The organism is Kosakonia sp. H7A, from assembly GCF_003028445.1.
Lineage (GTDB): Bacteria > Pseudomonadota > Gammaproteobacteria > Enterobacterales > Enterobacteriaceae > Kosakonia > Kosakonia radicincitans.
In genome coordinates this window covers 693,646-717,071 of record NZ_PYTZ01000002.1, presented here as the reverse complement: position 1 = coordinate 717,071, position 23,426 = coordinate 693,646, and the positions used below count along the sequence as shown (strand labels likewise).

Genomic DNA, 23,426 nt, shown 5'->3' with positions numbered 1-23,426 from the left:
GGGCTTTTTTATTTACAGCGCCATGTCGTGTTGCGGCGCGTTTTCCGTTTTTGGCGCGGCCGGTTTGGCTTGCGGCGTTGCGCTCTCTGGCATCTGAATCACCGGCGGTTTCACCAGTTGCAGCGTTGCGGCAGTGTCATCCCATACTTTCTGCGTCAGCGCCACGTTGCCGTTCATCTCCTGGCCGTAGCTCGGAACGATTTCACGGATTTTGCTCTGCCATTCCGCTGAATTGAACTGCTGCGGGAACATCTTCTTGATGACGTTCAGCGTAATCGGCGCAGCGGTAGAAGCGCCCGGTGACGCGCCCAGCAGTGCAGAAATGGTTTTCTGCTGATCGACCACCACTTCAGTGCCCAGCTTCAGCACGCCGCCCTTCTCTTCATCTTTCTTGATGATCTGTACGCGCTGGCCAGCCTGAATCAGTTTCCAGTCCTCTTTACGCGCCTGCGGATAGTACTCTTTCAGCGCCGCAAAACGATCGTCATCGCTCAGCATTACCTGACCGACCAGGTATTTCACCAGATCAAAGTTGTCGAGACCTACATGGGTCATCGGCATAAAGTTGCTGGTAGTGGTGGTGCTCAGCAGGTCGAAGAACGAACCGTTTTTCAGGAACTTGGTAGAGAAAGTCGCAAATGGCCCGAACAGCACCACGCGTTTGCCATCGATAAAGCGGGCATCAATATGCGGTACTGACATCGGCGGCGCGCCCACAGAAGCCTGGCCGTACACTTTTTGCAGATGCTGGCTGGTGATCGCCGGGTTTTCGGTCATCAGGAAGGAACCGCCGACCGGGAAACCTGCGTAGTTATCCGCTTCCGGAATACCGGTTTTTTGCAGCAATTTCAGCGCACCGCCGCCAGCACCGATAAAGACATATTTCGCATCAATGGTGTGCTCGTTGCCGCTTTTCACATCTTTGATGGTGACATGCCAGGAGTTGTCGGCATTACGTTTAAAGTCGGTAACCTCAGAGGAGGTTTGCAGGGAGAAATTGCTGCTCTTTTTCAGGCTGCTTACCAGTTGGCGAGTAATTTCGCCGTAGTTCACATCCGTACCCACTGGCGTCCAGGTGGCGGCCACTTTCTGATTCGGATCGCGCCCTTCCATCACCAGCGGTGCCCACTGTTTAATTTGCTGATGGTCGGTGGAGAATTTCATGCCCTGGAATAACGTGGTTTGCTGTAAAGCTGCATAACGTTTTGCCAGATAATCGACGTTATCGCCCCAGACAAAACTCATGTGCGGGGTGGAATTAATAAAGTTATGCGGGTTATTTAATACGCCGCGTTTAATCTGCGCTGACCAGAATTGGCGGGAAATCATAAACTGCTCGTTAATTTCCAGCGCTTTGCTGACATCAATAGAACCGTCCGCACGTTGCGGCGTATAGTTCAGTTCCATATTGGCGGAGTGACCCGTACCGGCGTTATTCCAGCCGTTCGACGACTCCAGTGCGACAGCGTCGAGTTTCTCGACCATCACCTGTTTCCACTCCGGCTGTAATTCCTGCAGCCAGGTTCCCAGAGAAGCGCTCATGATGCCGCCGCCAATCAGCAGGAAGTCAGTTTTCTGATTCTCTTCCGCCCAGGCACTGGTCGCGGAACTGACGAGCAGCGCAACGGCGCTCAGCGATATAATTGTCTTTTTAATTGCAGGCATATTGATTAGGTTACATAGCAAGTGTGATTTGTGAAAACGGATATTAACGCATCTTTACGTTATTTTAAAATATCATTCACAACTTTGTTAAATACCCGCATTAATAGCTAACTGGTTTTTTAAATTAAAAAAAGCAGTGGCATAAAGTGTGTGGAATTAATATTTCGAAGATTTATTTTAAAGCACAGAAATATCAAGCCGATTTTCGCCAGATAATAAATTGTGTTGTGAAAAATAAATGCGGAAAAACCCGCCAGCGCAGCGTCTGGCGGGCAGTAATATCAGGCTTCCGCCAGATGCGGTTTCGCCTCCTGCAGGGCAATGCGCAGGCTCTGGTGATTTTCCGCCAGCAAATCCCGCGCCTTCGCATTGTTCAGGCCTGTCAGTTGCATCAGGATCGCCGTACGGCAGTCATTATTGCAGGCAGCAAGCGCGCTCTTCGCCTGCTCGCGGTTACACTGCGTCGCCGCCATCACCAGCGCGATTTGCCGCTCGATCCAGTGGGTATTGTCGGGTTTAAGGTCAACGCGCAAATTGCTGTAGACTCGCCCGGTACGGATCGCCAGCCCGCTCGCCAGCATATTGAGGATCTGCTGCTGCGCCAGGCGCGCTTTCGGTTCGTTGAAACCGGCAATCACCTCAGCGCCCGTTTCCGGCGCTATCACGATATCCGCCATCTGCGCGGCTTCACTCTCGCGAACGTGGCTGAGCAGCGCAATGCACGCGCCAACCGACCAGGCATGGCGCAGCGCGCCCCACATCCACGGCGTTTTCCCGCTGACCGACAGCGCCACCAGCATATCCTGATGACCAAAGCGGATCGCCTGGAGATCGGCAACGCCCAGCGCGTAGTTCGCCGCCGCTTTTTCCTGATCCTGCCTTTTTGCCTCCGCGCCGCCCGCCATCAGCCCAATGAGCTGCGGGTGCACGTCTGGCGCGAAATCCGCAACCATCTGTAGCGCGGCGCGCCCGGACGCTCCTGCCCCCACAATCACCACCCGACCGCCGCGATTTAGCGTGGCGCTGGCGTTATCCACCAGCCGGGCGATCTCCGGTAAACAGGCCCCTGTTGCGTTGGCGACCGCCAGGTCTTCGCGGTTGATGAGCGCCAGCATATCCTGCGTTGCCAGCCTGTCGATATCGGCTGTCTCTGTGTGACGGCGTTCCATTACTGAACCGTTTGGCTTATTGCTCATACCCTGCTCCTTCTGAATGGTTCCACACACACTATAAGGTTATTTATTTGTTATACCTGCGAATGAGGTCACGCTTCCCGCCCCGGATTGGGTACTTTTCCTTTTTTCACACGGCTTTATGAAATCGTCGCCATCGGTGATAATAGGTTTCTTATTAAGAGAGAATCAGGTCTGGCATGAATGACTTAGCGTCTGCGGCGATAAAACCGCGCAAACGTCCAATGAAGCTCGGCACCACGGTGACATTAATGGTGTGCAGCGTCACCGGCTCCGTGCTGCTGTTGGCGTGTGCCCTGTGGTTTTGGCAAATCAGTAACGCCACGCGCGATGGGGTGAAAGAGACGGCGCTGGCAGTGGCCCGCACGCTGGCGGATGCGCCGGAGATCAAACGCGGTCTGCTGTTGCCGCCGAACAGTAACGTGATTCAGCCGATAGCTGCGGCGGTGACCACGCGCAATGATCTGCTTTACGCCATCGTCACGAATATGCAAGGGATTCGTTATTCGCATCCGAATGCCGCGATCATCGGGCAGAAGTTTATCGGCGATGATCTGCAGCCCGCGCTGCGCGGCAAAGAGAATGTGGCGATAAATCGCGGCACGTTGGGGCTGGCGCTGCGCGTATTTACGCCGGTTTATGACAGCCGCTATCAGCAAATTGGCGTGGTGGTGGTCGGCATTTCGCTCAGCAAAGTGCAGGATCAGGTAAACCGCAGCCGCTGGGCGGTGATGTGGACGCTGCTATTCAGCGCGCTGATTGGATCGCTCGGCATCTGGCAACTGGTGCGCGTGCTGAAACGCATTCTACTGGGGCTGGAACCGTACGAAATCTCCGCGCAATTTAAGCAGCGACAGGCGATGTTACAGTCGCTTAAAGAAGGGGTGATTGCGATAGATGCAGACGGTCGCGTCACGTTGCTTAATCACGCCGCGCGGCAGATGCTGTTGACCAATGCCACCGATGGCGCTGCCGGGCACGGGCCTCTGCTGGCCGATCTGCTGGAGGTGTTGAAAACCGGAGTGCCAATTCAGGATCGCGAACTGGGCTGTAATGGCCTGCTGTTGCTGTGCAATACCGTGCCGGTGCGCAGCCAGAACACGATTATCGGTGCTATCAGCACGTTCCGTGATAAAACAGAAGTCAGCCAGTTGTTGCAAAGGCTGGATGGGATGGTGAACTATGTTGACGCCCTGCGCACCACTTCCCATGAATTTATGAATAAATTGCATGTGATCCTCGGCCTGCTGAATATGAAGCGTTATGACAAGCTGGAGGGTTATGTGCTGCAAACAGCGCAGAATTATCAGACTGATATTGGCGCCATTCAGCATCGAATTAAATCGCCTGTGGTCGCCGGTTTCCTGTTAGGTAAACTCAACCGGGCGAAAGAGCGCGGCGTGACCCTGACGCTGGCCGATGAAAGCCTGGTTCCTGATAATCCGAACGAAAAGCAGGTGACCGTGCTGGTAACGGTGCTCGGTAACCTGATAGAAAACGCGCTCGATGCGTTAAGCCAGCAAGCGGAGGGCGAAGTCAGCTTGCTGCTGCACTATCAGGATGGCTGGCTTGTCGGCGAGGTCAGCGACGATGGTCCTGGCATTGCGCCGGACAACATTGATGTTATTTTCCGCAAAGGTTTTTCGACCAAAGGCGATAACCGTGGCGTTGGGCTATTTCTTGCCAGTCAGCAGCTTACCGAGCTGGGCGGAACCCTGACCGTTGAATCCGAGCCCGGCGTATTTACCCAATTTTTTGTCCATCTCCCCTGGGATAGTGAAAGGAAGACAGCGTGATAAATGTATTAATTGTTGACGATGATGCCATGGTAGCAGAACTGAACCGCATGTATGTGACGCAGATTGCTGGCTTTCAGTGCTGCGGGACTGCGTCGTCGCTGCATCAGGCTGAGGAGATGATTAAAGATCCGCTGCGCGATATCGATCTGGTGCTGCTGGATGTGTATATGCAACAGGACAGCGGGCTCGATCTGCTGCCGATTATTCGCGCCAGCGGGCGCGCTATCGACGTCATTATGATTACGTCGTCTGCCGATGCCGCTACCATTCAGACCTCACTGCACTACGGTGTGGTCGATTACTTAATTAAACCGTTCCAGTTCCCGCGTTTCGAAGAGGCGCTCACTACGTGGCGCGAAAAGCGCAAGTTGATGGATGCGCGTCCTTATTATGAGCAATCGGATGTGGATCGCCTGCTGCACGGCGGCGCACCGGAAGTGACTGACACTCGTCGTCTGCCAAAAGGGCTGACCGCGCAAACCCTGCGTACCATTTGTCAGTGGATTGACGCCCATCCGGGTATTGAATTTTCAACCGATGAACTGGCAAACGCAGTCAACATTTCTCGCGTCTCCTGCCGTAAGTATCTGATTTGGCTGGCGCAGATTAACATTCTCTACACCACCATTCACTATGGCGCCACCGGGCGACCGGTTTACCGCTATCAGTTAATTGCTGAACAGTACAGCCTGCTTAAGCAGTACAGTCAGTAAGCCGGTAGCTGGCATCGAGCGGCGTGAAGCGGAACTGACGCCGGGATGAGAGGGTAATTTCGCGGTTTTTGCTGACAAAAATCGCTTCAATATCCTGCCGCTGGCGCAGCAATGAGCAGCCCTTTTCAACACCCAGCCCAAACAGCAGCGTGGTCCAGATATCACCATCGAGGGAGTCGGTGGAAATCACGGTCACGCTGTCGAGCTCGTTATTCAGCGGATAGCCGCTGCGCGGATCGAGGATATGGTGCCATAGCTTGCCATCCTGCTCGAAATAGCGCTCATAAGTGCCGGATGTCACCACCGATTTGTTCACGACTTCAATCGAGCCCACCAGCGCATCGGCAGCGGCGAAGGGTTTTTTCACGCCGATGGTCCACCCGCCCTGTGGCGATCCCAGCGTTTGTACATTGCCGCCCAGGTTGATCAACCCGTCGCTGACGCCCTGTTGATGCAGGTAGTCGCGCACCCGGTCGGCGATAAATCCTTTAGCGATTGCCCCCAGATCGATCTCCATACCAGGCTGCGCCAGAAACACACTGGCGGAGGCATCATCAAGAATAACATCCTGCGGGCGCGTGATGCGCAGCCGCGCGGCAATCTCATCCGCGGGCGGAACGGAATCACCCTTAAAACCGATGCGCCACAGTTTCACCAGCGGGCCGATCGCCAGATTAAACGCGCTGTCGGGTAGTTGGCTGGCGGCTTTGGCGCATTTGATCAGTTCATACACCGGACGGCTGACGACAACCGGATGATGTCCGGCGGCGTGGTTGATGTCCATTACCTGCGAATCGGCACGGTTAACGGTAAAGAGATCTTCGTACTGTTTGATCAGCGAAAAAACGCGCGACGCGAGCGCTTCGTCGTGGGAGAAGAGTTTCAGCAGTATGGGCGAGCCCATCAGCACCGCAGAGTAGCTCCAGACACGGTTATCAGACATCGCACTCTCCTTCATTGACGGATACCTGCTTAACAGGCTTGCCAGCGGATTGAGTCCGGAAGATTTACGCAATCCATCTGCAACAAAGCCGCCACCCGGCAATAGTACCTGATGACGGCTCTGATTATCAGTGCTGTGAATAGCCGATTGCCCAGCTACAGCGTTTAACTACGTTTGGCGCGAACCGCCGCCTGATGTCCCGCCAGCGAACCGAAGATGATGATATCGGCAACCGCGTTACCGCCGATACGGTTACCGCCGTGGATACCGCCAACCACTTCACCCGCTGCATACGCGCCCGGAATGACCTGATGCGCGGTATTCAGCACTTCCGTTTCAGTGTTGATGGTCACGCCGCCCATGGTGTGGTGTACACCTGGCGCAATCTGAATGGCGTGGAACGGGCCTTCGTTAATCGGAGCACGCAGCGCGGTGGTACGACCGAAATCTTCATCGTGCTGTTTTTCCACAAAGCCATTGTAACGTTCAAGCGTGGCAAGGAACGCATGATAGTCAATGCCCAGTTTGTCCGCCAGTTCGCGCGGAGAGCTGGCGCTGGTCACCAGGCCTTTCGCAATGTACTCGTCAGCCGCTTTGTTTTTCGCTCTGACATGCTCATCAAACACGATGTAAGCGTAATGTTCCGGCAGCGCGATGATTGCCGCTGAGACTTTATCGCGGGTCGACATCTCATTGTAGAAGCGTTTGCCCTGCTGACTGACCAGAATTGCACCGCCGCCACGAATGGACTCAGAAACCAGATAGGAGGTTTTCTGCTCAACGGTCGGGTGGATCTGGATTTCGCCCATATCCACGGTTCCAGCACCCAGACGTTCCAGCAGTGCGATACCGCCGCCGGTTGCGCCTTTATGGTTGGTGGTGACGAAACCTTCCAGATCCGGACGGTATTTCACGACCATCGCGCTGTTGGCGCTGAAGCCGCCGGTCGCCACAATTACGCTTTTCGCCTGAACATTCAGGGTTTCCTGCTCGTCATTCAGCAGACGTACGCCGCGCACTTCACCCTCAGTGAACAGGATCTCTTCGACGGACGTATCCAGCATCACATCGATGCCGCGTTTAGTGACGTTACGCACCAGGCCGCTAATCAGGTAACCGCCGACGGCCGATCCGTCACGCGGACGGTGCGTACGGTCGATGCTCATGCCGCCAGTTGTGGTAATGTCGTTCAGCATGATGCCGCGACGCGCCAGCCATTCGATCGCTTCCGGCGCATTTTCCACAAAGCGGCGCAGCAGTTCCGGGTTGTTTTTGTTACCGCCGCCTTTCAGCGTTTCAGCGAAGAACAGCTCTTTGCTGTCCTGGATGCCTTTTACGCGCTGGAAGCGGGTTTCTGCCGCGTTCATCCCGGCAGAGGCTTTAATGGTGTTACCACCGATGGTCGGCATTTTCTCAACGATCAGTACGCTCGCGCCTTCGTCGTGCGCCTGAATGGCTGCCGCCAGGCCAGCGCCGCCGCTACCCACAACCACGACATCGTAATTTTTCACGGCCAGGACATCGCCGCCCTCTTCGGCCACGCGCGCTTTGCTGGATTTCAGCATCGCTTTCGACACCGCTTTTTTCACTGCTTCACTCTGGCTGGTTGCGCCGGAGATAGCATCGACATGCGGTGAATTGGCATCGAGGATGCGATCGCGGATCTCTTCAAAGCTGCTGGTGAACTCTACGCTTTGCGGCGCAGAGGCCAGTTCGATACCGGCAATACGGTCGGTTTCCAGGCTAACGTTAATCACCATTTCGCTGGTGTCGTCCTGTACCGTTTCAACGAACAGGCCCGGTTTAAATTTCGCTTCGCCCATGCTCATGTCGCGAATCATCGCTTCCACCAGCGAGAAGCGCCACAGCGGTTCCGGAATATTCAGCGCTTCACGCTGGGTGCTGTCGATAAACAAATCGAGGTTTTCACCCTTAGCGATGCGTGCCGCCCAGTCCGGATAAGCGATGCAGGCACGGCCCACGGCGATCAGATCGTAACCGTGATCCAGCCCCTGCTCTGCGTCAGCCGCGTTAACCACGCCGCCCACCCCCATCACCGGAACCTGCGCCAGGACGTCAGAGCGCATTGCGCAATATTTATCAATCAACGGCGTCGGATCGCTGGTGTCGTTAATGGAAGGACGCAGCGCCGCGCCAACAGAGAAGTGCAGGTAATCGACACCGCGCGCCGCCAGTTTTTCCAGCAGGAACATGGTGTCATCAAAGCGGATTCCAGGAACTTCCAGCTCTTCCGGCGAGAAGCGGTAACCAATAATAAAGGCATCATCCGCGTACTGACGCGCCATTTTGTGGGTGATATCCAGCACCGCCAGCGGGAATTTTGCGCGGTTATCGCGGCTGCCGCCCCACTCGTCATCACGCTGGTTCGAGTTCGGTGAGAAGAATTGCTGGATCAGGTAGGTATTGGCGCCGTGGATTTCCACGCCGTCAAAACCGGCCTGAATGGCGCGACGTACCGCTTCACCAAATTTCACCACCATCGCTTCAACTTCCGCTGTGGTCATCGCCACCGGCGTGGCGGCACCGTCACGCGGAGCGGCAATCGCGCTTGGCGCAATCGGTGTACGACCGCCAATCAGTTTTGGCTCGACCATGCGGCCGCCGTGGTAAATTTGCAGGATCGCTTTAGAGCCTTCAGCTTTGATGGCTTCGGCGATTTTTGCCAGACCGGCAATTTTTTCCTCGTTATCAATACCAATTGCGCCGGGGAATGCGAGACCCAGATCGTCAACAAAACAACACTCTACGATAATTGTCCCAATGCTACCGGCACGTACACGATAATATTCAACCAGTTCACTGGTGACAGTACCATCGTAATAACCGGTGCAGGTGGTCATCGGAGCCATTAACAAACGGTTTTTCAGTTCTACGCCGTTTGGTAATGTAAAGGGGCTGAGGATGCGCTCGTTGCTGGTCATATTTAACTCCAAATCTAAATTTATAAACTTTGAATTCGGTGACGGATTTATTTTTTATTTTCGTTTGGAAATCCATTTGTCGTGTATTTAATATACCTCTAATTCTATTTACAAAATTAATTACGTTAGTTAAAAAACTATTTAACCACCTTAATAACAGCACTACCTCTACTGTATTATCAATTTTAAATAATATATTCACATCATATTAATTACCGGTAACATTGCGATTACTTGATCAACGTAGAAAAGGTTTTCCCAAAGCCAAATAAAAACAAAACTATCAATTAGTTAGCGAATCAAAAGCGGCAAATGAGATTTATTATCAGCACCAATATTTAACAATTGAGATGTTTCTCACAGAATAACCACATACTGCTATGTGGGTATTAAAAAATATAAAAAAAACCTATAGTGCTTGCGTTTTTTTGATCTCAATCAAGAGCATTAGCGAGTGGAAGCGCAATATATAAAAACAGAAACTTTCCTAATTTAATGCAGATAAAGATGCGTTAGAAAAAACCCGGCAGAATATGAAAAGTCACAATAAAGAACTAAAGTAACTTATGTAAGTAAATAAAGTGACATTGAAATCTGCTACCGACCCCGAATTTTTAACTACTTGTAGATGCTCACTATGAAAGAGAAAACGACAACACCGCCGTCTGCCAGTGCAGCCAGTGCGAAAGGCGGAAATAAAAACCGCCTGATTATGATGGCGCTGCCGATTATCGTCGCAGTGCTCCTGCTATTTGTTCCGGTGCCGGAGGGCTTACCGCCTTTCGCGTGGCACTACTTCGCTATCTTTGTCGGCGTGATCGTAGGTTTGATCTTCGAACCGCTGCCGGGCGCCGTTATCGGTTTGACCGGCGTGGTGGTCATCGCGCTGTGCAGTCAGTGGCTGCTGTTTAGCCCTGAGCAGTTGGCCGATCCGAAATTCAAGCTCGCAGGCCAGTCCTTTAAATGGGCGGTGAGCGGTTTCGGTAACTCAACCGTCTGGCTGATCTTCGGCGCCTTTATGTTCGCCGCTGGTTACGATAAAACGCAGTTCGGTCGCCGCCTGGCGCTGATTCTGGTGAAATACCTTGGCCGCCGCAGCCTGACGCTCGGTTACGCTATCACCTTCGCTGATCTGCTGCTGGCACCGTTCACACCGTCTAACACCGCGCGCAGCGGGGGCACTATCTACCCGATTATTGCCAACCTGCCGCCGCTGTACGGTTCAAAACCGAACGATCCGAGCGCACGCCGCATTGGTTCCTACCTGATGTGGGTTGCCATCACCGCCGCCTGTATCACCAGTTCTATGTTCCTCTCCGCTCTTGCGCCGAACCTGCTGGCGCTGGCGCTGGTGAAAAGCACCGTCGGGATTAACATCTCCTGGGGGACCTGGTTTATCGCCTTCCTGCCGCTCGGCGTGCTGCTGATTCTGACTATGCCGCTGCTGGCTTACCTGTTCTACCCGCCAGAAGTAAAAGTGAATGATGAAGTGCCGCTGTGGGCGAGCCGCGAGCTGGAAAAACTGGGCAAAATGTCCCGTAACGAAATCCTGCTGCTGGTGTTTGTTTGCTGCGCGCTGCTGATGTGGATCTTCGCCGCCAACTTTATTGAACCGGCTCTGGCTGCGCTGTTGGTTGTAGTACTGATGCTGTGGACCGGCGTATTGACCTGGAACGACATTACCAGCAACAAACCGGCCTGGAACACCTTCGTGTGGTTCGCCACCCTGGTTGCGCTGGCCGATGGCCTCTCCTCCACCGGTTTCATTGCCTGGCTGGGTAAAGAAGGCGGCCTGCTGATGGCGGGTATCTCTCCGGGGATGGCAACCATTGCTCTGTTGCTGGCGTTCTACTTACTGCACTATCTGTTTGCCAGCACCACTGCGCACACCACTGCCCTGCTGCCGGCGATGCTGACCATTGCTGCCACGATCCCGGGCATCAATATGGAAGTGGTTGTGCTGGTTCTGTGTACCTCTCTGGGTGTGATGGGCATCATCACTCCGTACGGTACTGGCCCGAGCCCGATTTACTACGGTAGCGGCTACCTGCCGACCAAAGACTACTGGCGTCTGGGCACCATCTTCGGTGCAATCTTCCTCGCCGCCCTGCTGTTGATTGGTTATCCGTGGATTACCATGATGTTCTGATTCACAACCGCCGGGCTTTCCCGGCGGTTTATTTTTATGGAGTAATGAGCTATGTCGAACAAACCTTTTGTATATCAGGATCCGTTCCCGCTGGCGAAAGACAATACGGAATATTATCTGCTGAGCCGTGAGCACGTTTCTGTCGCCGACTTTGACGGCCAGGAAGTCTTAAAAGTGGAACCCGAAGCGTTGACGCTGCTGGCGCAACAGGCTTTCCACGATGCCTCTTTCCTGCTGCGCACTTCCCACCAGAAACAGGTCGCGGCCATTCTGACTGACCCGGAAGCGAGCGAAAACGACAAATACGTCGCGTTGCAGTTCCTGCGTAACTCCGAAATCGCCGCCAAGGGCGTGCTGCCGACCTGCCAGGACACCGGCACGGCCATCATTATGGGTAAAAAAGGCCAGCGCGTATGGACCGGAGGCGGCGATGAAGCGGCGCTGGCTCGCGGTGTGTATAACACTTACACCGAAGATAACCTGCGCTATTCACAGAACGCGCCGCTGGATATGTACAAAGAAGTGAATACCGGCACCAACCTGCCGGCACAGATTGATCTCTACAGCGTGGATGGCAATGAGTATAAGTTCCTTTGCATCGCCAAAGGCGGCGGCTCAGCGAACAAAACCTATCTCTACCAGGAAACCAAGGCGCTGATCACCCCGGCGAAACTGAAAAACTACCTGGTTGAGAAGATGCGCTCTCTCGGCACGGCAGCCTGCCCGCCGTACCACATTGCGTTTGTTATTGGCGGCACGTCCGCTGAATCCACGCTGAAAACCGTGAAGCTGGCATCGACCCGTTACTATGATGGTCTGCCGACCGAAGGTAACGAGCACGGCCAGGCGTTCCGCGATGTGCAACTGGAACAGGAACTGATGCAGGAAGCGCAGAATCTCGGTCTCGGCGCACAGTTTGGCGGTAAATACTTCGCCCACGACATCCGCGTGATCCGTCTGCCGCGTCACGGCGCATCCTGCCCGATCGGCATGGGTGTCTCCTGCTCCGCGGACCGTAATATCAAAGCGAAGATCAACCGCGAAGGTATCTGGATTGAGAAAATGGAGCACAATCCGGGGCAGTACATTCCGGAAGCGCTGCGCCAGCAGGGCGAAGGCGATGTGGCGAAAATCAATCTGAACCAGCCGATGAAAGATATCCTGGCACAGCTTTCTGCGTTCCCGGTATCGACTCGTCTGTCGCTGAACGGCACCATCATCGTGGCGCGTGACATTGCCCATGCAAAACTGAAAGAGCTGATCGACAACGGCGAAGAGCTGCCGCAGTACGTGAAAGATCACCCGATCTATTATGCAGGCCCGGCAAAAACGCCTGAAGGTTATGCTTCCGGTTCCCTCGGCCCAACCACCGCAGGGCGTATGGATTCCTACGTGGATCTGCTGCAATCCCACGGCGCGAGCATGATCATGCTGGCGAAAGGCAACCGCAGCCAGCAAGTGACCGATGCCTGTGCCAAACACGGCGGTTTCTATCTGGGAAGTATTGGCGGCCCGGCTGCAGTACTGGCGCAGCAGAGCATTAAGAGCCTCGAATGCGTGGCTTACCCGGAACTGGGTATGGAAGCGATCTGGAAGATTGAAGTGGAGAACTTCCCGGCGTTTATTCTGGTGGATGACAAAGGTAACGACTTCTTCCAGCAGATCCAGAACAAACAGTGCGCAGGCTGTAGCCAGCGTTAAGATGTGAAAACACCCGGCCGGGAAACCCGCCGGGTGTTTTTTTAGGAGATCGGCCCAGGGCTTTGCTCCGCATATCAAAAATCGGTGAATATCTCCCGCTCGCGAGATCTGATTTACATCCAGACATGAAAAACCAGCATATAAGCCAGTTTTTTATAAAAATAAGATAGTATAAATAAAAAGAGATATATCAACGCCAGAAACTTAAAGATAATACGTTGTAATTCATCATCAATCCCGGCCATTCTGCTTTTATGGATGGATATAACCTTGATGATGATTATTTGTCTGAAATGGTTAACGCACTATTTTAACGTCCGAAACTTCCCGATTCAAAAATGTACTCCAGTCTTTCCTGATGTTCTCAGCAAGTTTCTTTAAATATTCGACATCCTCTTTATGAGTAACTTCATCATCTGTTAATAAAAAATCTTTACTAACATCAAAATGCGAATCTGGATAATAATTAGGTATTAATACTGAAAGTATCCATTTGTCGGCCGACCTGAGCAACTCAAAACCACCTCGTTGTGAACAGACAACATATACTTTCATCTTAAACTTCCTTATTACGCCAGAAAACAATGACAGGTATCAGTTGTAAATATCGCATGGTCATTTAACCAGACGCGAAAAACCATCAGACAAGATCGTCAGATTCTTTTTTACTTAATTCTCTTGATTGAAAAGAATTATAATTTGCGCGAATATTTTCAGAAATACTTTTAACGTAATCAACATCTAACGGTTTAACTATCTCATCAAACGAAAACAAAAAAAATCTCGCCCCATCAACTTTATAGTCACCTTCGGTAAACATTACCTTTAAAATAAATTCGTCATCTTTTTTTTGATAAAGTGTAAAATCCCACGGGTTTACTGATATTTTTTTAGGTTAGTCATAATATTTCTCCTGTAACTATATCTTTAACTATAAAATCCCTACCGTTAATCATGCCTTCTGTATTAACAACAGCCTCTAAATCTCCCTTAGGTAGTTTTCCACCAGGTAACCACTCGCTATTCGCTCCCCACTCTTTTCCTGATGGCACTCGAGGAGAATATAGTTCCGTTGGTTTAAACTCAACCATTACCAGACTATCATTGCTTAATTGTTCCTCTGGTATACCTAGTTTAGAAGCAATAAGTTTTGGATCTCCATTAGCATCTCCGATGATTTTCGTTGCATTATCCTTAGTCAACACAATTTCCCTACGTTTACAGTCAATATAGTATTAATAGCAGAGTTGTCTGTGGTTGACTGTGAGTCAATAACCATTTCAGGAGCCCTCCTGGTAGATGCTGTTCAGGACCTTTAAAGTATTTATTACCTCTTGATGGGCTTCCTGGATTTAGCTCGCGAGGCCTGACGGATCGATCCCGGTAAGCGCATCCGGCGCCTTACTGATGCAGGTTTATCCCGCCCGCCAGCCCTATCGGGTCCTGCTGGGCAAAGCGTCCACAGTCCGGGTCGTAGTAGCGGAAAAGATTGTAGTGCAAGCCGGTTTCGCGATCCAGGTACTGCCCCTGCATGCGCAGGTTCTGGGCATATTCCGGTGTCTGGAGCGGCGTCTCACGCAACAGTTTGCCCCACGCGCTGTTTTGCGCTTCCCAGCGCAACTCCCCTTCGGCATCCGTCAGTCGCTCCGGCAAACCGTTTGGCTGATTGCGGAACTAGTAGATTTCCGGGTCGCTGATGCCATCGATTCGCGCCAGCGGATCGTAACTATCCTGATCGCTGTAGACATACGTCAGCGGTACATCGTCGTGAATTTCCTGCAGCAGACGCAAGCCATCCCAGACAATAGCCATCTTCCAGCAATGACATCACTGCCCGACATGTTTAAAAAGTTACTTCATAGTGATTCATTCGGTTATTTTCAGCCCTAACTTTTCAAAAAGACATACCGGACAAACTACAGCAAGATGATTTGATATTTTTCTAATAATCATTCTGTCATTCATTTTTTTATTTACTCTATCTCTATCATATAAAATAAAACCATCCTCAGTATGATTAATGCCCATTCCCGTTAATAATGCACTATCTATAATAATATGCTGCCTACGCATATTTTCATCGGGATGTACAATAATCAATTCTACGACATCTTTTACGGGCAAATTCTTTTCCAATGCCTCACTTATAGTCTTTGAAACGGTCACATCACGAGCGACTGAATGTATTGGGCAAAGTGAAAACATAACCACCTCTTACTTAAGTAATTTTAAAATATACTTCATTTGCGCCCCAGGCTCAGTAGGGATATCCACGCCCCCACTTCTTAAAACATCGCATACATGTGTAACACAGCTTTGTGTTTTAAGATCATAAAGTGGCCCTTCTTTCTCAAGTTTCCCTCCTAAATATCTAATTGCTTCATCAGCTTTAGGCAATTGCACTTCTTTCAATTTTGCAGCAGGAGGTAGATGTTCAAAACCACGAGAAGTGACCATTGTGATTTCGCCTGGTGCGCCAGTCTGATGGGTATGTAAACTCATTCCATTAATTTTCACTTCAACAGAATAATGTCCAAAAGTATTGGTAGGGGATCGATTATCGTGCCAATGAATTACAGCCGTACCTGGTTGGTTTGATATTTTCGGAGAGCCGTGTCCTTGCTTAGAACTAGTATTTGAGCATTTCCTCTGACTCAACCCCCACGGATCCACCCACCCCAGCGCATTCGGTGCATACTGGTACAGGTTTATCCCGCCCGCCAGACCTATTGGGTCCTGCTGGGTAAAGCGCCCGCAGTCCGGGTCGTAGTAGCGGAAAAGATTGTAGTGCAAGCCGGTTTCCCGATCCAGGTACTGCCCCTGCATGCGCAGGTTCTGGGCATATTCCGGTGCCTGGAGCGGCGTCTCACGCAACAATTTGCCCCAGGCGCTATTTTGCGCTTCCCAGCGCAACTCCCCTTCGGCATCCGTCAGTCGCTCCGGCAAACCGTTTGGCTGATTGTGGAACCAGTAGATTTCCGGATCGCTGATGCCATCGATTCGCGCCAGCGGATCGTAACTATCCTGATCGCTGTAGACATACGTCAGCGGTATATCGTCGTGGATTTCCTGCAATAAGCGCAAGCCATCCCAGACAAAACGCGTGGTAACGGTACGTCCACTGGGTTCGCCTGCGCGCAACTGGCGGCGCGTTTTACTGATGCGTCGTCCCAGCGGATCGTAGCGGAAACTGACCTGAACCTGCGGTTTATTGCGATCCCGCGGCTGGCTAATGACCTCCGTTAAACGATGTTCGCCATCGTAACGGTAATGCCAGCGCGTCTGCCCATTGTCTTTTTCCACGGTGCGGCCGTGGATGTCGTACTGCCAGCGGATACCGTTCAGTTGCGTTACACGGTTGTGGCGCACTGACTGCTGCAACGAATTATCCGTCGGATTCCCTGCCGCATCCCAGCGCCACTGCTCCTGGCCGGGCAACGTCCCGTCCTGCGTCATCAGGCGGCCTGCATCATCATATTTCCAGCGATACCAGTCGAAGGGATTGTCGTTGCGCTCTTCACGGATCAGGTTATTACGGTAGTCATAATCCCAGCGGCGCGACCAGCGGCGAGGCGCCGGACGTTGCGCATTGCCGGTAAAGACATCCCGGCGATGTAAACGCCCGAGCCGATCGTACTCACTGCGGCTGGTGAGCAGCCCCTGAGTGCGGCTCACTTCCCGGTGCAAGGTATCACGGGTGAAATCACTGATCGGCAGATTGTCGAGCGCGATGCTCAACAGATGTCCGCTACCGTAGTAAAGCTGTTTCAGTTCTCGGCCATCGGGCAGTTGCGTGGCTGTGCGGTTACCCAGCGCGTCGTAGCGCCAGCCAAGCGTGCCGTTTTCCCCCTGCTCTCCGGTCACTCTGCCCAGCGCGTCGAAGGTAAAGCAAAGCTCCTGCTCGGCCTCCGTACTCCAGCTATTTTCATCAAGCGGCGGATGCACGCTAATGCGTTCCGGGAAACCTGCCCTTGACCAGTGCCAGCGCGTCTGCCCTTCCGGTGTGATGCGCGCCAGTAGTTGCCCGGTGGTGCTCCAGCTAAAACGGTGGGTGATCGCTTCGGGATGCCCGGCGGCAAAAGTCCGCGATAGCGTACGCCCGCACGCATCGTAGGTGTAACGGCTGACCACACCGTCCAGCCCCTGCTCCTCCAGTAACAGTGAATCAGCGCCCCAGCGGAACTGATAAGCTTCACCGTTTTCATTGTGCAGAGCAATCAGTCGCCCACGGCTGTCCCAGCTTCGGCGTAGCGTTTCGCCCATGCTGTTGCGCGTGGTGACCAGCCGCCCGCTGTTGTCGTAATGGAACTCGCTGCAGCTACCGTCTGACGCTTCATGTTGTGCAGGCAAGCCCCGTTCGTTCCAGACCAGCGTTTCCTGCCAGCCTTCCGCCCGCTCAAGCTGGAGAGGTCGCCCGGCCGCATCGTAGTGATAACGTGTTTCTTCGCCATCCGCCGCCTGCACGGCCAGCAGCCAACCGAGCGGATGATAGTGATAACGCGTTATCTGCCCGGAACAGTCCGTCTCGCGGATCACCTGCCCGGCCTCGTTATACTCCTGACGACGGCTGTTCCCGGCAGCATCCACCTCTTCGATGATCTGACCGAACTCATCGCGTCGCCACAGTGTCGTATTGCCCAGCGCATCAACGGTACGCGCCAGACCAAAGTGTTCGTCGTAATAAAAGCGCGTCGCACTACCGCCAGACTCGGTGATTACCGCAGGCAATGCGCGGTTTTCCAGCCATTGCGTGGCGCGGGAATTGCCTTCGGCGTCGATCTCCTCTACGCGATTGCCCATGTCGTCATAGACAAAGGTCACCGCGTTGCCGAGCGGATCGATGCGGCGGATAAGCTGTTCGTCGTCATTCCATTCATAGCGCCAGTTTTCGCCGCGCTCATCGACGAAGCGGACAATCAGCCCCTGCACATTCCAGTAGTGCTGGCGAGTTTGCCCGTCATAGGTGGTTACGGTGGTCAGCCCGGCCGCAAGATCGTAGCTGAAGAGGCTGCCATCGCCGGTGTTGGTGCGGTTTTCCACAACCCGCCAGTGATCAAACATCGCCCAGCGGTATTCGCTTTCCAGCCCGCTGGCCGCACGGTGCCAGACCATCAGCCCATCGTCGTTGTAACGAAATTCACGCCGCACAAGATCGGTGGCATCGGCAACGCTGGCAAGCTGTCCATGCGCATCGTAAGCCCAGCGAGCCAGCGGCCAGTGACGTTCACCATCGAAATGGCTGGCCGACGTGGCGCGCTGCGGGAACCGGGCATCATCGTACGCCAGCGTCACATCGATGGCGCACGGCGCATCATGAATACGCACCAGTCTTCCCTGCTCATCCCAGCCGGTTTCCAGCGCATTACCATACTCATCACTGAGCGACGCAAGCCGCAATAGGGAAGGGTTAGTGCGAGTTGGCTTAAACAGCCGCCAGACCGCTCCATCATCGTCCGCAATAGCAACATCACCTTCCTCGTTGCGGCGGATAATCACCCCTTCGCTGATGCAGTACAGCGCGTGATCGACCGACGGCAAAGTGAAGCGCAGTTCGCGCCCGGTTTCATCAAACCAGGTGACCTCGTCGCTTTCCAGCGTCAGATAGCTGTCAAAAATCGTGGCCCAGCCGGGGCCGAACAACCCGGCCCGGGTGGTCAGGCTATTGTAACTACGCTGCAATTGCAGGGGAAAACGCCCCGGCAAAGCGAAATCCAGCTCGTTTTCATCGTTGAGCACCTTCACGCCGGTAGCCGCATGCACCGGGTGCGATGACCCGAATACGGCGTTCACCGCCATATCCGCCAGCATCCCGCCACCGGCTGCCGCCAGCGCACAGGGCATATTTTTGAGGATCTTTCCAGGTCGGCCACGGATCAGCGACAGGGCGATCATTGCCACTGCCAGCCCCGGCAACTTGCCGCTTTTAATATCGCGGACGGTCAGCGTCTCGCCGCCAATAATCACGTTTGGCGAAACATCGTCCGAGACAGTACCTTCGCAGGTGGTTTTGTCTTTTGCCCGCACCGCAGGCTGGTTATTAATAAAAACGCTTTTCGAACCCTGAGCGAGATACTGTGGCCCTGAATGTTTATCGCAGAGTACTTTGTCCTCTTCCAGTGGCGAAGTTCCGGCGTCAGCCGAGCCGACGGTTGGTTGCCACATCTCGCTGCCAATGTGTTTTGCTCCGGCGAGCAACATGCCCGCATAGTCGGCAAAACTGCCTGGTGATTGCGGTTCTGCTGGCGGGGTATCGCCTGTGGCAATGGTGCCCGCGGCCCTTGCTGCCAGCTTGTCATTGGTCAGCACATTAACCGAACCGGTAACGATCACCCCGGCCGGTGACGGTGGGAAAATCGCATCGCCAAGAGTGTTGGCAGCATTGCTGATGTCGTCGGTAATACCGGCCACATTAGCGAGGATACCGCCGATAATACCGCTCAACAGGCAACTGGAGCCAACGGCCGCGACGCCAGCCGCCGCAGCTCCCACTCCCAGTAGCGGCGCGGCGGCGGTGGCAGCGAAAGCCACCGCCGAACCGATGGCGGCATAAGCAACGCCTTCCGCCACAATGCTGGTAATATCCGCGAAAATGCTGGAATGGATAATTTTGTCGCCCTCACGGGCCGCGTGTTTATCGCTCATGCCACCGGTTCCGTTATGCGTGCAGCGTCAGACTTTGCTTGATGGCGTTCCAGCGTTCTGCGTCTTCATCGTTGAATGCGCGTAAAGCAGAGAGGGTAAAAATCATCACCACCGCCCCGCCCGGGGCCGCTACGGCAAACTGCTTTTGCCATATTTGCTGACCATTGCGCGTAAAAACGGTTTCCACTTCTACCGCCCGGGTTTTCTGTTCTGTGCCGATAAGGATGCGGGAAAACTCACTCTGCGCGATGTCGCCCATTTGCGTGCGCAGCACATCCCACTGACGATAAAACTCTTGTTCGAAGTCGCTGCCGTCCGGGATCGCGCCACGACTGACAATCAGCGAAAGCCCGCTCTCTTCGTCACGTAACATGGTCATGCTGGTATCCTGCCAGTTGGCAGGAAAAAGAGAAAAAGAACCTTCCGGGAGGGTGTATTGCATAATAAAACCCCGATGCCGAGATATAAGAATAAATAGAAATAAAAGAGGAAATAATTAAAGAGTACCTACCGCCAGAAAAATAAACTGGCGGTAAGTACGCGGTGAAAAGATTAAGCGTCGTAGTGGGTCATGGTGATTGTTCTAAGGCATTCCCTGTTCAATGCAGGAAAACCGAATCCCCAGGCAAGCTTTTTTTCATCGAGCGTCGTCAGGTAACCAAACGTTGTTCCCGGCAATTTTGCCCGCGGCACAAAACGCAACGTGATATCAGGAAAATGTTGTTTAACTTCATCAAACGTGATGCATTCTTCGCCAACGGAAAAAGAGATTAATGCGACAGTTCCATCACCATTCGATTTGAGACGAACATCAAGTTCACTGATCGTAACTCCGTCACTCAGCGTAAAAGGCGCGGACGTGAAACGATCTTTCGCGGTAGATGTAAAAGGAACCAGTGGCTGGTCTAAAAAGGTACTGACAGCATCGACTTTTTTGCCCCACACCGTCTTTAATGCTTTTGTCATCTGCCACAGAGAGTCATGGTTCATATTTTTTTGTTCCGCATGCGTAGTGAATGTAAAAAAAGAAGAGAGTAAAAGTACCGACAGACTTTTCGTTATCCTATTGGTCATAATAGCTCCCGTAATAATCGTTATAGTTTTGATTGGTTCCAGAAGCGGTTTCATATTTGCCGATGACCTTACCAATGGATTGCGCGGCACTATTCCTGGAAATTTCGCCATTAATCATTTTGTCATACGTTTGATTATAGACGGCCTCCGTTGCATCACTCCCTGCGGCGATACCAATATCATTACCGCCATTGCCGAGGATTTCTCGCTGAATCTTAATATTATTCAGCGTGGCACCACCTTCATCCATCAACTGGCTATTAATATAATTCTTACGGCTGGAAAGATCTGGCGTAACCGGATACATCGCATGGCCAGCTTCGTGTGCCAACGTTTGTACCGTTTCATTGGCATCAGCCATATGCTCAGGATCAATGACGATAAGTTTATTCTCCCCGCTGGCGTAACTGCCTCCTCCTGCAGAACCCGGTTGGATCGCCCAGTCCTTCTGTTTTAACTCTTTCAGCTGCGCCTGAAGCGTTGGGGATTTATTGATTTGGTTAAGCGTGTTTTCATCGAAAGGCATTATTTGGGATGACGTTGGATCATTTTTATAAACATAATCCCCTTTCAATGGCGGCGGGGCTTGATATTTTGCGGTCGATTTTTGGGTGTATGCCGGTGCTGCCGCCACGGGTGCGGCACGTTTAACGCCGCCTTGTGGAGAAAATTTCGCCTGTACCGCAGCATCAATATCGCCTTTATGACCAGAACCTGGCGCAGTCGTCGGCGCTTTCGTGCCAGCCGCATTGAGATGCAGCTTACCGCCAGTGGTGATATGCCCATCTTCTTCCACGAAGAAATTGAAGGACTTACCGATCAGGTTGATTTTGCCATTGGCATTAAGCTCAATAGCGCTTTCGCCCGAGACCAGCCGCAACTGCGTGCCGGAAGCGAGGATATACTGCTCAACCACCGCATCCAGCTTGCCTTTTCCGGTCAGGATCTCCATTCCTCCTTTCACCGCCTGCGTCTGATTCGCTTCAACGCGATACAGTTCATTTTTGCGCACATAATGGCTGTGATTGCTACCAATCGAGCGCGAGGCATCATTTTTTACCTGCACATCCATATTACGTTCGGCCTGGATCCACACCTGCTCCTCCCCCGCTTTATCCTCAAAGCGCAGGGCGTTGGCATTATCAACTGAGCCATCTTTCGAGCGGCTGAGGAAGCCCATTTGCGTGGCGGCGGCGGGCAACGCCCACGGCGGCATGCTGGCCTCGTTGTAGACGCGACCGGTGATGATTGGCCGGTCCGGGTCGCCGTTGATGAAGTCGATCACCACTTCGTCGCCGACGCGCGGGATTTGTACCCCGCCAAAACCCTGGCCCGCCCAGGCGCTGGAGACGCGCACCCAGCAGGAGCTGGTGTCATCCCCTTTTGCCAGACGGTCCCAGTGGAACTTCACCTTCACCCGGCCATATTTGTCCGTCCAGATGCTCTCCCCCTGCGGGCCGACCACTTTCGCCGTCTGCGGGCCGTAGGTGCGCGGCCACGCCGTCACCGCCGCCGGCCGGTACACCACCGACGACGGAATGACCGTAAAGTCGGTGCGGTGCTCCGTTTCCCCGTCGCTGCCGCTGGCGTAGCGGTTCTCTTCAAAAAAGTAGGTCGCGGCGGTGGTCAGGTAGTCGCCGTTATCGCTGAAAAACGGCGCGTTATACAGCGTGAAGGTGCTGCCCGGTGCCACGCCCACTGCCGTGGCCGTGCCCCGTATCTGCTGGTGCGCCACCTGCCAGCACTCCTGGCGGATACGCGCGTAAAACTCGCCGTGGCCGTGCTCGACAAAACGCCCCGGCCAGTCATACACGTCAATGCTCCCCGGCTGCGGCGATGAAGGGTTCTGCCGCGCCTGGAACAGCCACGCATTCGGCTTGCGGAAATCATAGTCGTCGAGGCTGTAGATGCCCGGCGTGACGCTGTCTTCCAGCGCCCACTGGCTGATGCCCTCTTCATCCGTACTGCCGCCGGACGGCGTCTGGTGATACGGAATGGTTTCGTAGCCGGGGAAGGGTTTGAATCCGGAGGCGTCGTCGGTCAGCACCAGCGTGTGTCTGTCGGCCTCATGCCTGAAGTGGTAGGCAATCCCCTCCAGCTCCATCAGCCGGCTGATGAAGTCGAAGCTGCTCTCCTGGTACTGCACGCAGTAATCCCAGACGCGGTAACTGCCGGTCAGCCGGTCTTCCAGACTGACCTGGTATTCACCGAGCAGCGTTTTCACAATCTGCGGCACCGTCTGCCCCTGGAAGATGCGCAGGTTGCGGTCGCGTTTCATCGGCCACACATCCGGCTCGACGGTAAGCTGGTACACCGCATAGCGCGTGCCCGACAGCTCCGTCGCGCTCACCGCCACACGGGTCACTTTCCCGTTGAAGTAACGCGTGCCTGTCTGCGTCGGGACCGTCACCGTCACCGGCTGGCCCAGCAATTTGCTGCGGTCGATACGCGCATCCGTCCCCAGGACCGTCAGCGCCAGCGTAAACGGCTCCGACAGCGCCTCGCGCCCGGAGAGTTTCCAGAAAAGCAGCCCCTCCACGGGCAGCCTGACCGATATTCTGTTCACCATAAACAATGAGTCCGTAAAAAGGCTGATACCTTAAAT

16 protein-coding genes and 1 pseudogene are annotated in these 23,426 nt (G+C 53.6%); 4 read left to right on the top strand and 13 right to left on the bottom strand.

What is annotated here, in order from left to right; genetic code table 11:
- Positions 1–12 precede the first annotated feature (12 nt).
- Positions 13–1,665 (bottom strand): malate dehydrogenase (quinone), encoded by a 1,653-nt coding sequence (gene mqo / locus CWM66_RS11400; RefSeq protein ID WP_071920937.1) that lies wholly within the window; start codon positions 1,663–1,665, stop codon positions 13–15.
- 281 nt (positions 1,666–1,946) lie between these two features.
- The gene (locus CWM66_RS11395) at positions 1,947–2,861 is read right to left on the bottom strand and encodes an N-acetylmuramic acid 6-phosphate etherase (RefSeq protein ID WP_007371718.1); all 915 of its coding nucleotides are present in this window, start codon (positions 2,859–2,861) and stop codon (positions 1,947–1,949) included.
- A 176-nt stretch (positions 2,862–3,037) separates the two neighbouring features.
- Here CWM66_RS11395 and CWM66_RS11390 point away from each other — a divergent pair, with 176 nt between their 5' ends.
- Together CWM66_RS11390 and dcuR are read left to right on the top strand one after the other, a co-directional pair.
- Positions 3,038–4,654, top strand: coding sequence for a sensor histidine kinase (locus CWM66_RS11390; protein ID WP_107146668.1), 1,617 nt, complete (start codon positions 3,038–3,040; stop codon positions 4,652–4,654).
- Positions 4,651–5,370 (top strand): two-component system response regulator DcuR, encoded by a 720-nt coding sequence (gene dcuR / locus CWM66_RS11385; RefSeq protein WP_007371716.1) that lies wholly within the window; start codon positions 4,651–4,653, stop codon positions 5,368–5,370. Before CWM66_RS11390 ends, dcuR begins: the two co-directional genes overlap by 4 nt.
- Here the strand turns inward: dcuR and CWM66_RS11380 are convergent.
- Entirely contained in the window at positions 5,351–6,313 is a 963-nt protein-coding gene (locus CWM66_RS11380) for an FAD:protein FMN transferase (protein ID WP_071920938.1), read from the bottom strand. The genes dcuR and CWM66_RS11380 overlap by 20 nt on opposite strands.
- 164 nt (positions 6,314–6,477) lie before the next feature.
- Entirely contained in the window at positions 6,478–9,255 is a 2,778-nt protein-coding gene (locus CWM66_RS11375; protein ID WP_107146667.1) for a flavocytochrome c, read from the bottom strand.
- A gap of 637 nt (positions 9,256–9,892) precedes the next feature.
- Here CWM66_RS11375 and CWM66_RS11365 point away from each other — a divergent pair.
- Together CWM66_RS11365 and fumA are read left to right on the top strand one after the other, a co-directional pair.
- Positions 9,893–11,404 carry an anion permease gene (locus CWM66_RS11365; protein WP_007371713.1) on the top strand — a complete coding sequence of 504 codons (1,512 nt, stop codon included), beginning with the start codon at positions 9,893–9,895 and terminating at the stop codon, positions 11,402–11,404.
- Between the two features lie 51 nt (positions 11,405–11,455).
- Positions 11,456–13,105: a class I fumarate hydratase FumA gene (gene fumA / locus CWM66_RS11360; protein ID WP_007371712.1), complete on the top strand. Its 1,650-nt coding sequence runs from the start codon at positions 11,456–11,458 to the stop codon at positions 13,103–13,105.
- Positions 13,106–13,402: 297 nt separating this feature from the next.
- Here fumA and CWM66_RS11355 read toward each other — a convergent pair whose 3' ends face one another.
- The 9 genes and pseudogenes from CWM66_RS11355 to CWM66_RS11315 form a co-directional block, all read right to left on the bottom strand.
- Positions 13,403–13,660: a hypothetical protein gene (locus CWM66_RS11355; RefSeq protein ID WP_107146665.1), complete on the bottom strand. Its 258-nt coding sequence runs from the start codon at positions 13,658–13,660 to the stop codon at positions 13,403–13,405.
- Positions 13,661–13,745: 85 nt separating this feature from the next.
- Positions 13,746–13,925, bottom strand: coding sequence for a hypothetical protein (locus CWM66_RS11350; protein WP_107146664.1), 180 nt, complete (start codon positions 13,923–13,925; stop codon positions 13,746–13,748).
- A 79-nt stretch (positions 13,926–14,004) separates the two neighbouring features.
- Entirely contained in the window at positions 14,005–14,307 is a 303-nt protein-coding gene (locus CWM66_RS11345; protein WP_071920942.1) for a hypothetical protein, read from the bottom strand.
- A gap of 156 nt (positions 14,308–14,463) precedes the next feature.
- Positions 14,464–14,908: pseudogene (locus CWM66_RS29520) on the bottom strand (RHS repeat domain-containing protein); the annotation flags it as partial.
- Between the two features lie 63 nt (positions 14,909–14,971).
- Entirely contained in the window at positions 14,972–15,310 is a 339-nt protein-coding gene (locus tag CWM66_RS28760) for a hypothetical protein (protein WP_079517793.1), read from the bottom strand.
- Between the two features lie 9 nt (positions 15,311–15,319).
- Positions 15,320–19,747: an RHS repeat-associated core domain-containing protein gene (locus CWM66_RS11330; RefSeq protein ID WP_107146663.1), complete on the bottom strand. Its 4,428-nt coding sequence runs from the start codon at positions 19,745–19,747 to the stop codon at positions 15,320–15,322.
- A 13-nt stretch (positions 19,748–19,760) separates the two neighbouring features.
- Positions 19,761–20,189 carry a DcrB-related protein gene (locus tag CWM66_RS11325; protein WP_007371706.1) on the bottom strand — a complete coding sequence of 143 codons (429 nt, stop codon included), beginning with the start codon at positions 20,187–20,189 and terminating at the stop codon, positions 19,761–19,763.
- A 110-nt stretch (positions 20,190–20,299) separates the two neighbouring features.
- On the bottom strand, positions 20,300–20,821 hold the full coding sequence (locus tag CWM66_RS11320) for a hypothetical protein (RefSeq protein ID WP_007371705.1): 522 nt from the start codon (positions 20,819–20,821) through the stop codon (positions 20,300–20,302).
- The gene (locus tag CWM66_RS11315; protein ID WP_107146661.1) at positions 20,811–23,390 is read right to left on the bottom strand and encodes a type VI secretion system Vgr family protein; all 2,580 of its coding nucleotides are present in this window, start codon (positions 23,388–23,390) and stop codon (positions 20,811–20,813) included. Before CWM66_RS11315 ends, CWM66_RS11320 begins: the two co-directional genes overlap by 11 nt.
- Positions 23,391–23,426 lie beyond the last annotated feature (36 nt).

Excerpts from the sequence above, each read along its gene's own strand:
- CWM66_RS11325 (WP_007371706.1), bottom strand. The coding sequence starts at position 20,189 with ATGCAATACACCCTCCCGGAAGGTTCTTTTTCTCTTTTTCCTGCCAAC.
- CWM66_RS11350 (WP_107146664.1), bottom strand. The coding sequence starts at position 13,925 with ATGTTTACCGAAGGTGACTATAAAGTTGATGGGGCGAGATTTTTTTTG.
- CWM66_RS28760 (WP_079517793.1), bottom strand. The coding sequence starts at position 15,310 with ATGTTTTCACTTTGCCCAATACATTCAGTCGCTCGTGATGTGACCGTT.
- mqo (WP_071920937.1), bottom strand. The coding sequence starts at position 1,665 with ATGCCTGCAATTAAAAAGACAATTATATCGCTGAGCGCCGTTGCGCTG.
- CWM66_RS11320 (WP_007371705.1), bottom strand. The coding sequence starts at position 20,821 with ATGACCAATAGGATAACGAAAAGTCTGTCGGTACTTTTACTCTCTTCT.
- CWM66_RS11365 (WP_007371713.1), top strand. The coding sequence starts at position 9,893 with ATGAAAGAGAAAACGACAACACCGCCGTCTGCCAGTGCAGCCAGTGCG.
- CWM66_RS11395 (WP_007371718.1), bottom strand. The coding sequence starts at position 2,861 with ATGAGCAATAAGCCAAACGGTTCAGTAATGGAACGCCGTCACACAGAG.
- CWM66_RS11375 (WP_107146667.1), bottom strand. The coding sequence starts at position 9,255 with ATGACCAGCAACGAGCGCATCCTCAGCCCCTTTACATTACCAAACGGC.
- CWM66_RS11380 (WP_071920938.1), bottom strand. The coding sequence starts at position 6,313 with ATGTCTGATAACCGTGTCTGGAGCTACTCTGCGGTGCTGATGGGCTCG.
- CWM66_RS11330 (WP_107146663.1), bottom strand. The coding sequence starts at position 19,747 with ATGAGCGATAAACACGCGGCCCGTGAGGGCGACAAAATTATCCATTCC.
- fumA (WP_007371712.1), top strand. The coding sequence starts at position 11,456 with ATGTCGAACAAACCTTTTGTATATCAGGATCCGTTCCCGCTGGCGAAA.
- CWM66_RS11355 (WP_107146665.1), bottom strand. The coding sequence starts at position 13,660 with ATGAAAGTATATGTTGTCTGTTCACAACGAGGTGGTTTTGAGTTGCTC.
- CWM66_RS11315 (WP_107146661.1), bottom strand. The coding sequence starts at position 23,390 with ATGGTGAACAGAATATCGGTCAGGCTGCCCGTGGAGGGGCTGCTTTTC.
- CWM66_RS11390 (WP_107146668.1), top strand. The coding sequence starts at position 3,038 with ATGAATGACTTAGCGTCTGCGGCGATAAAACCGCGCAAACGTCCAATG.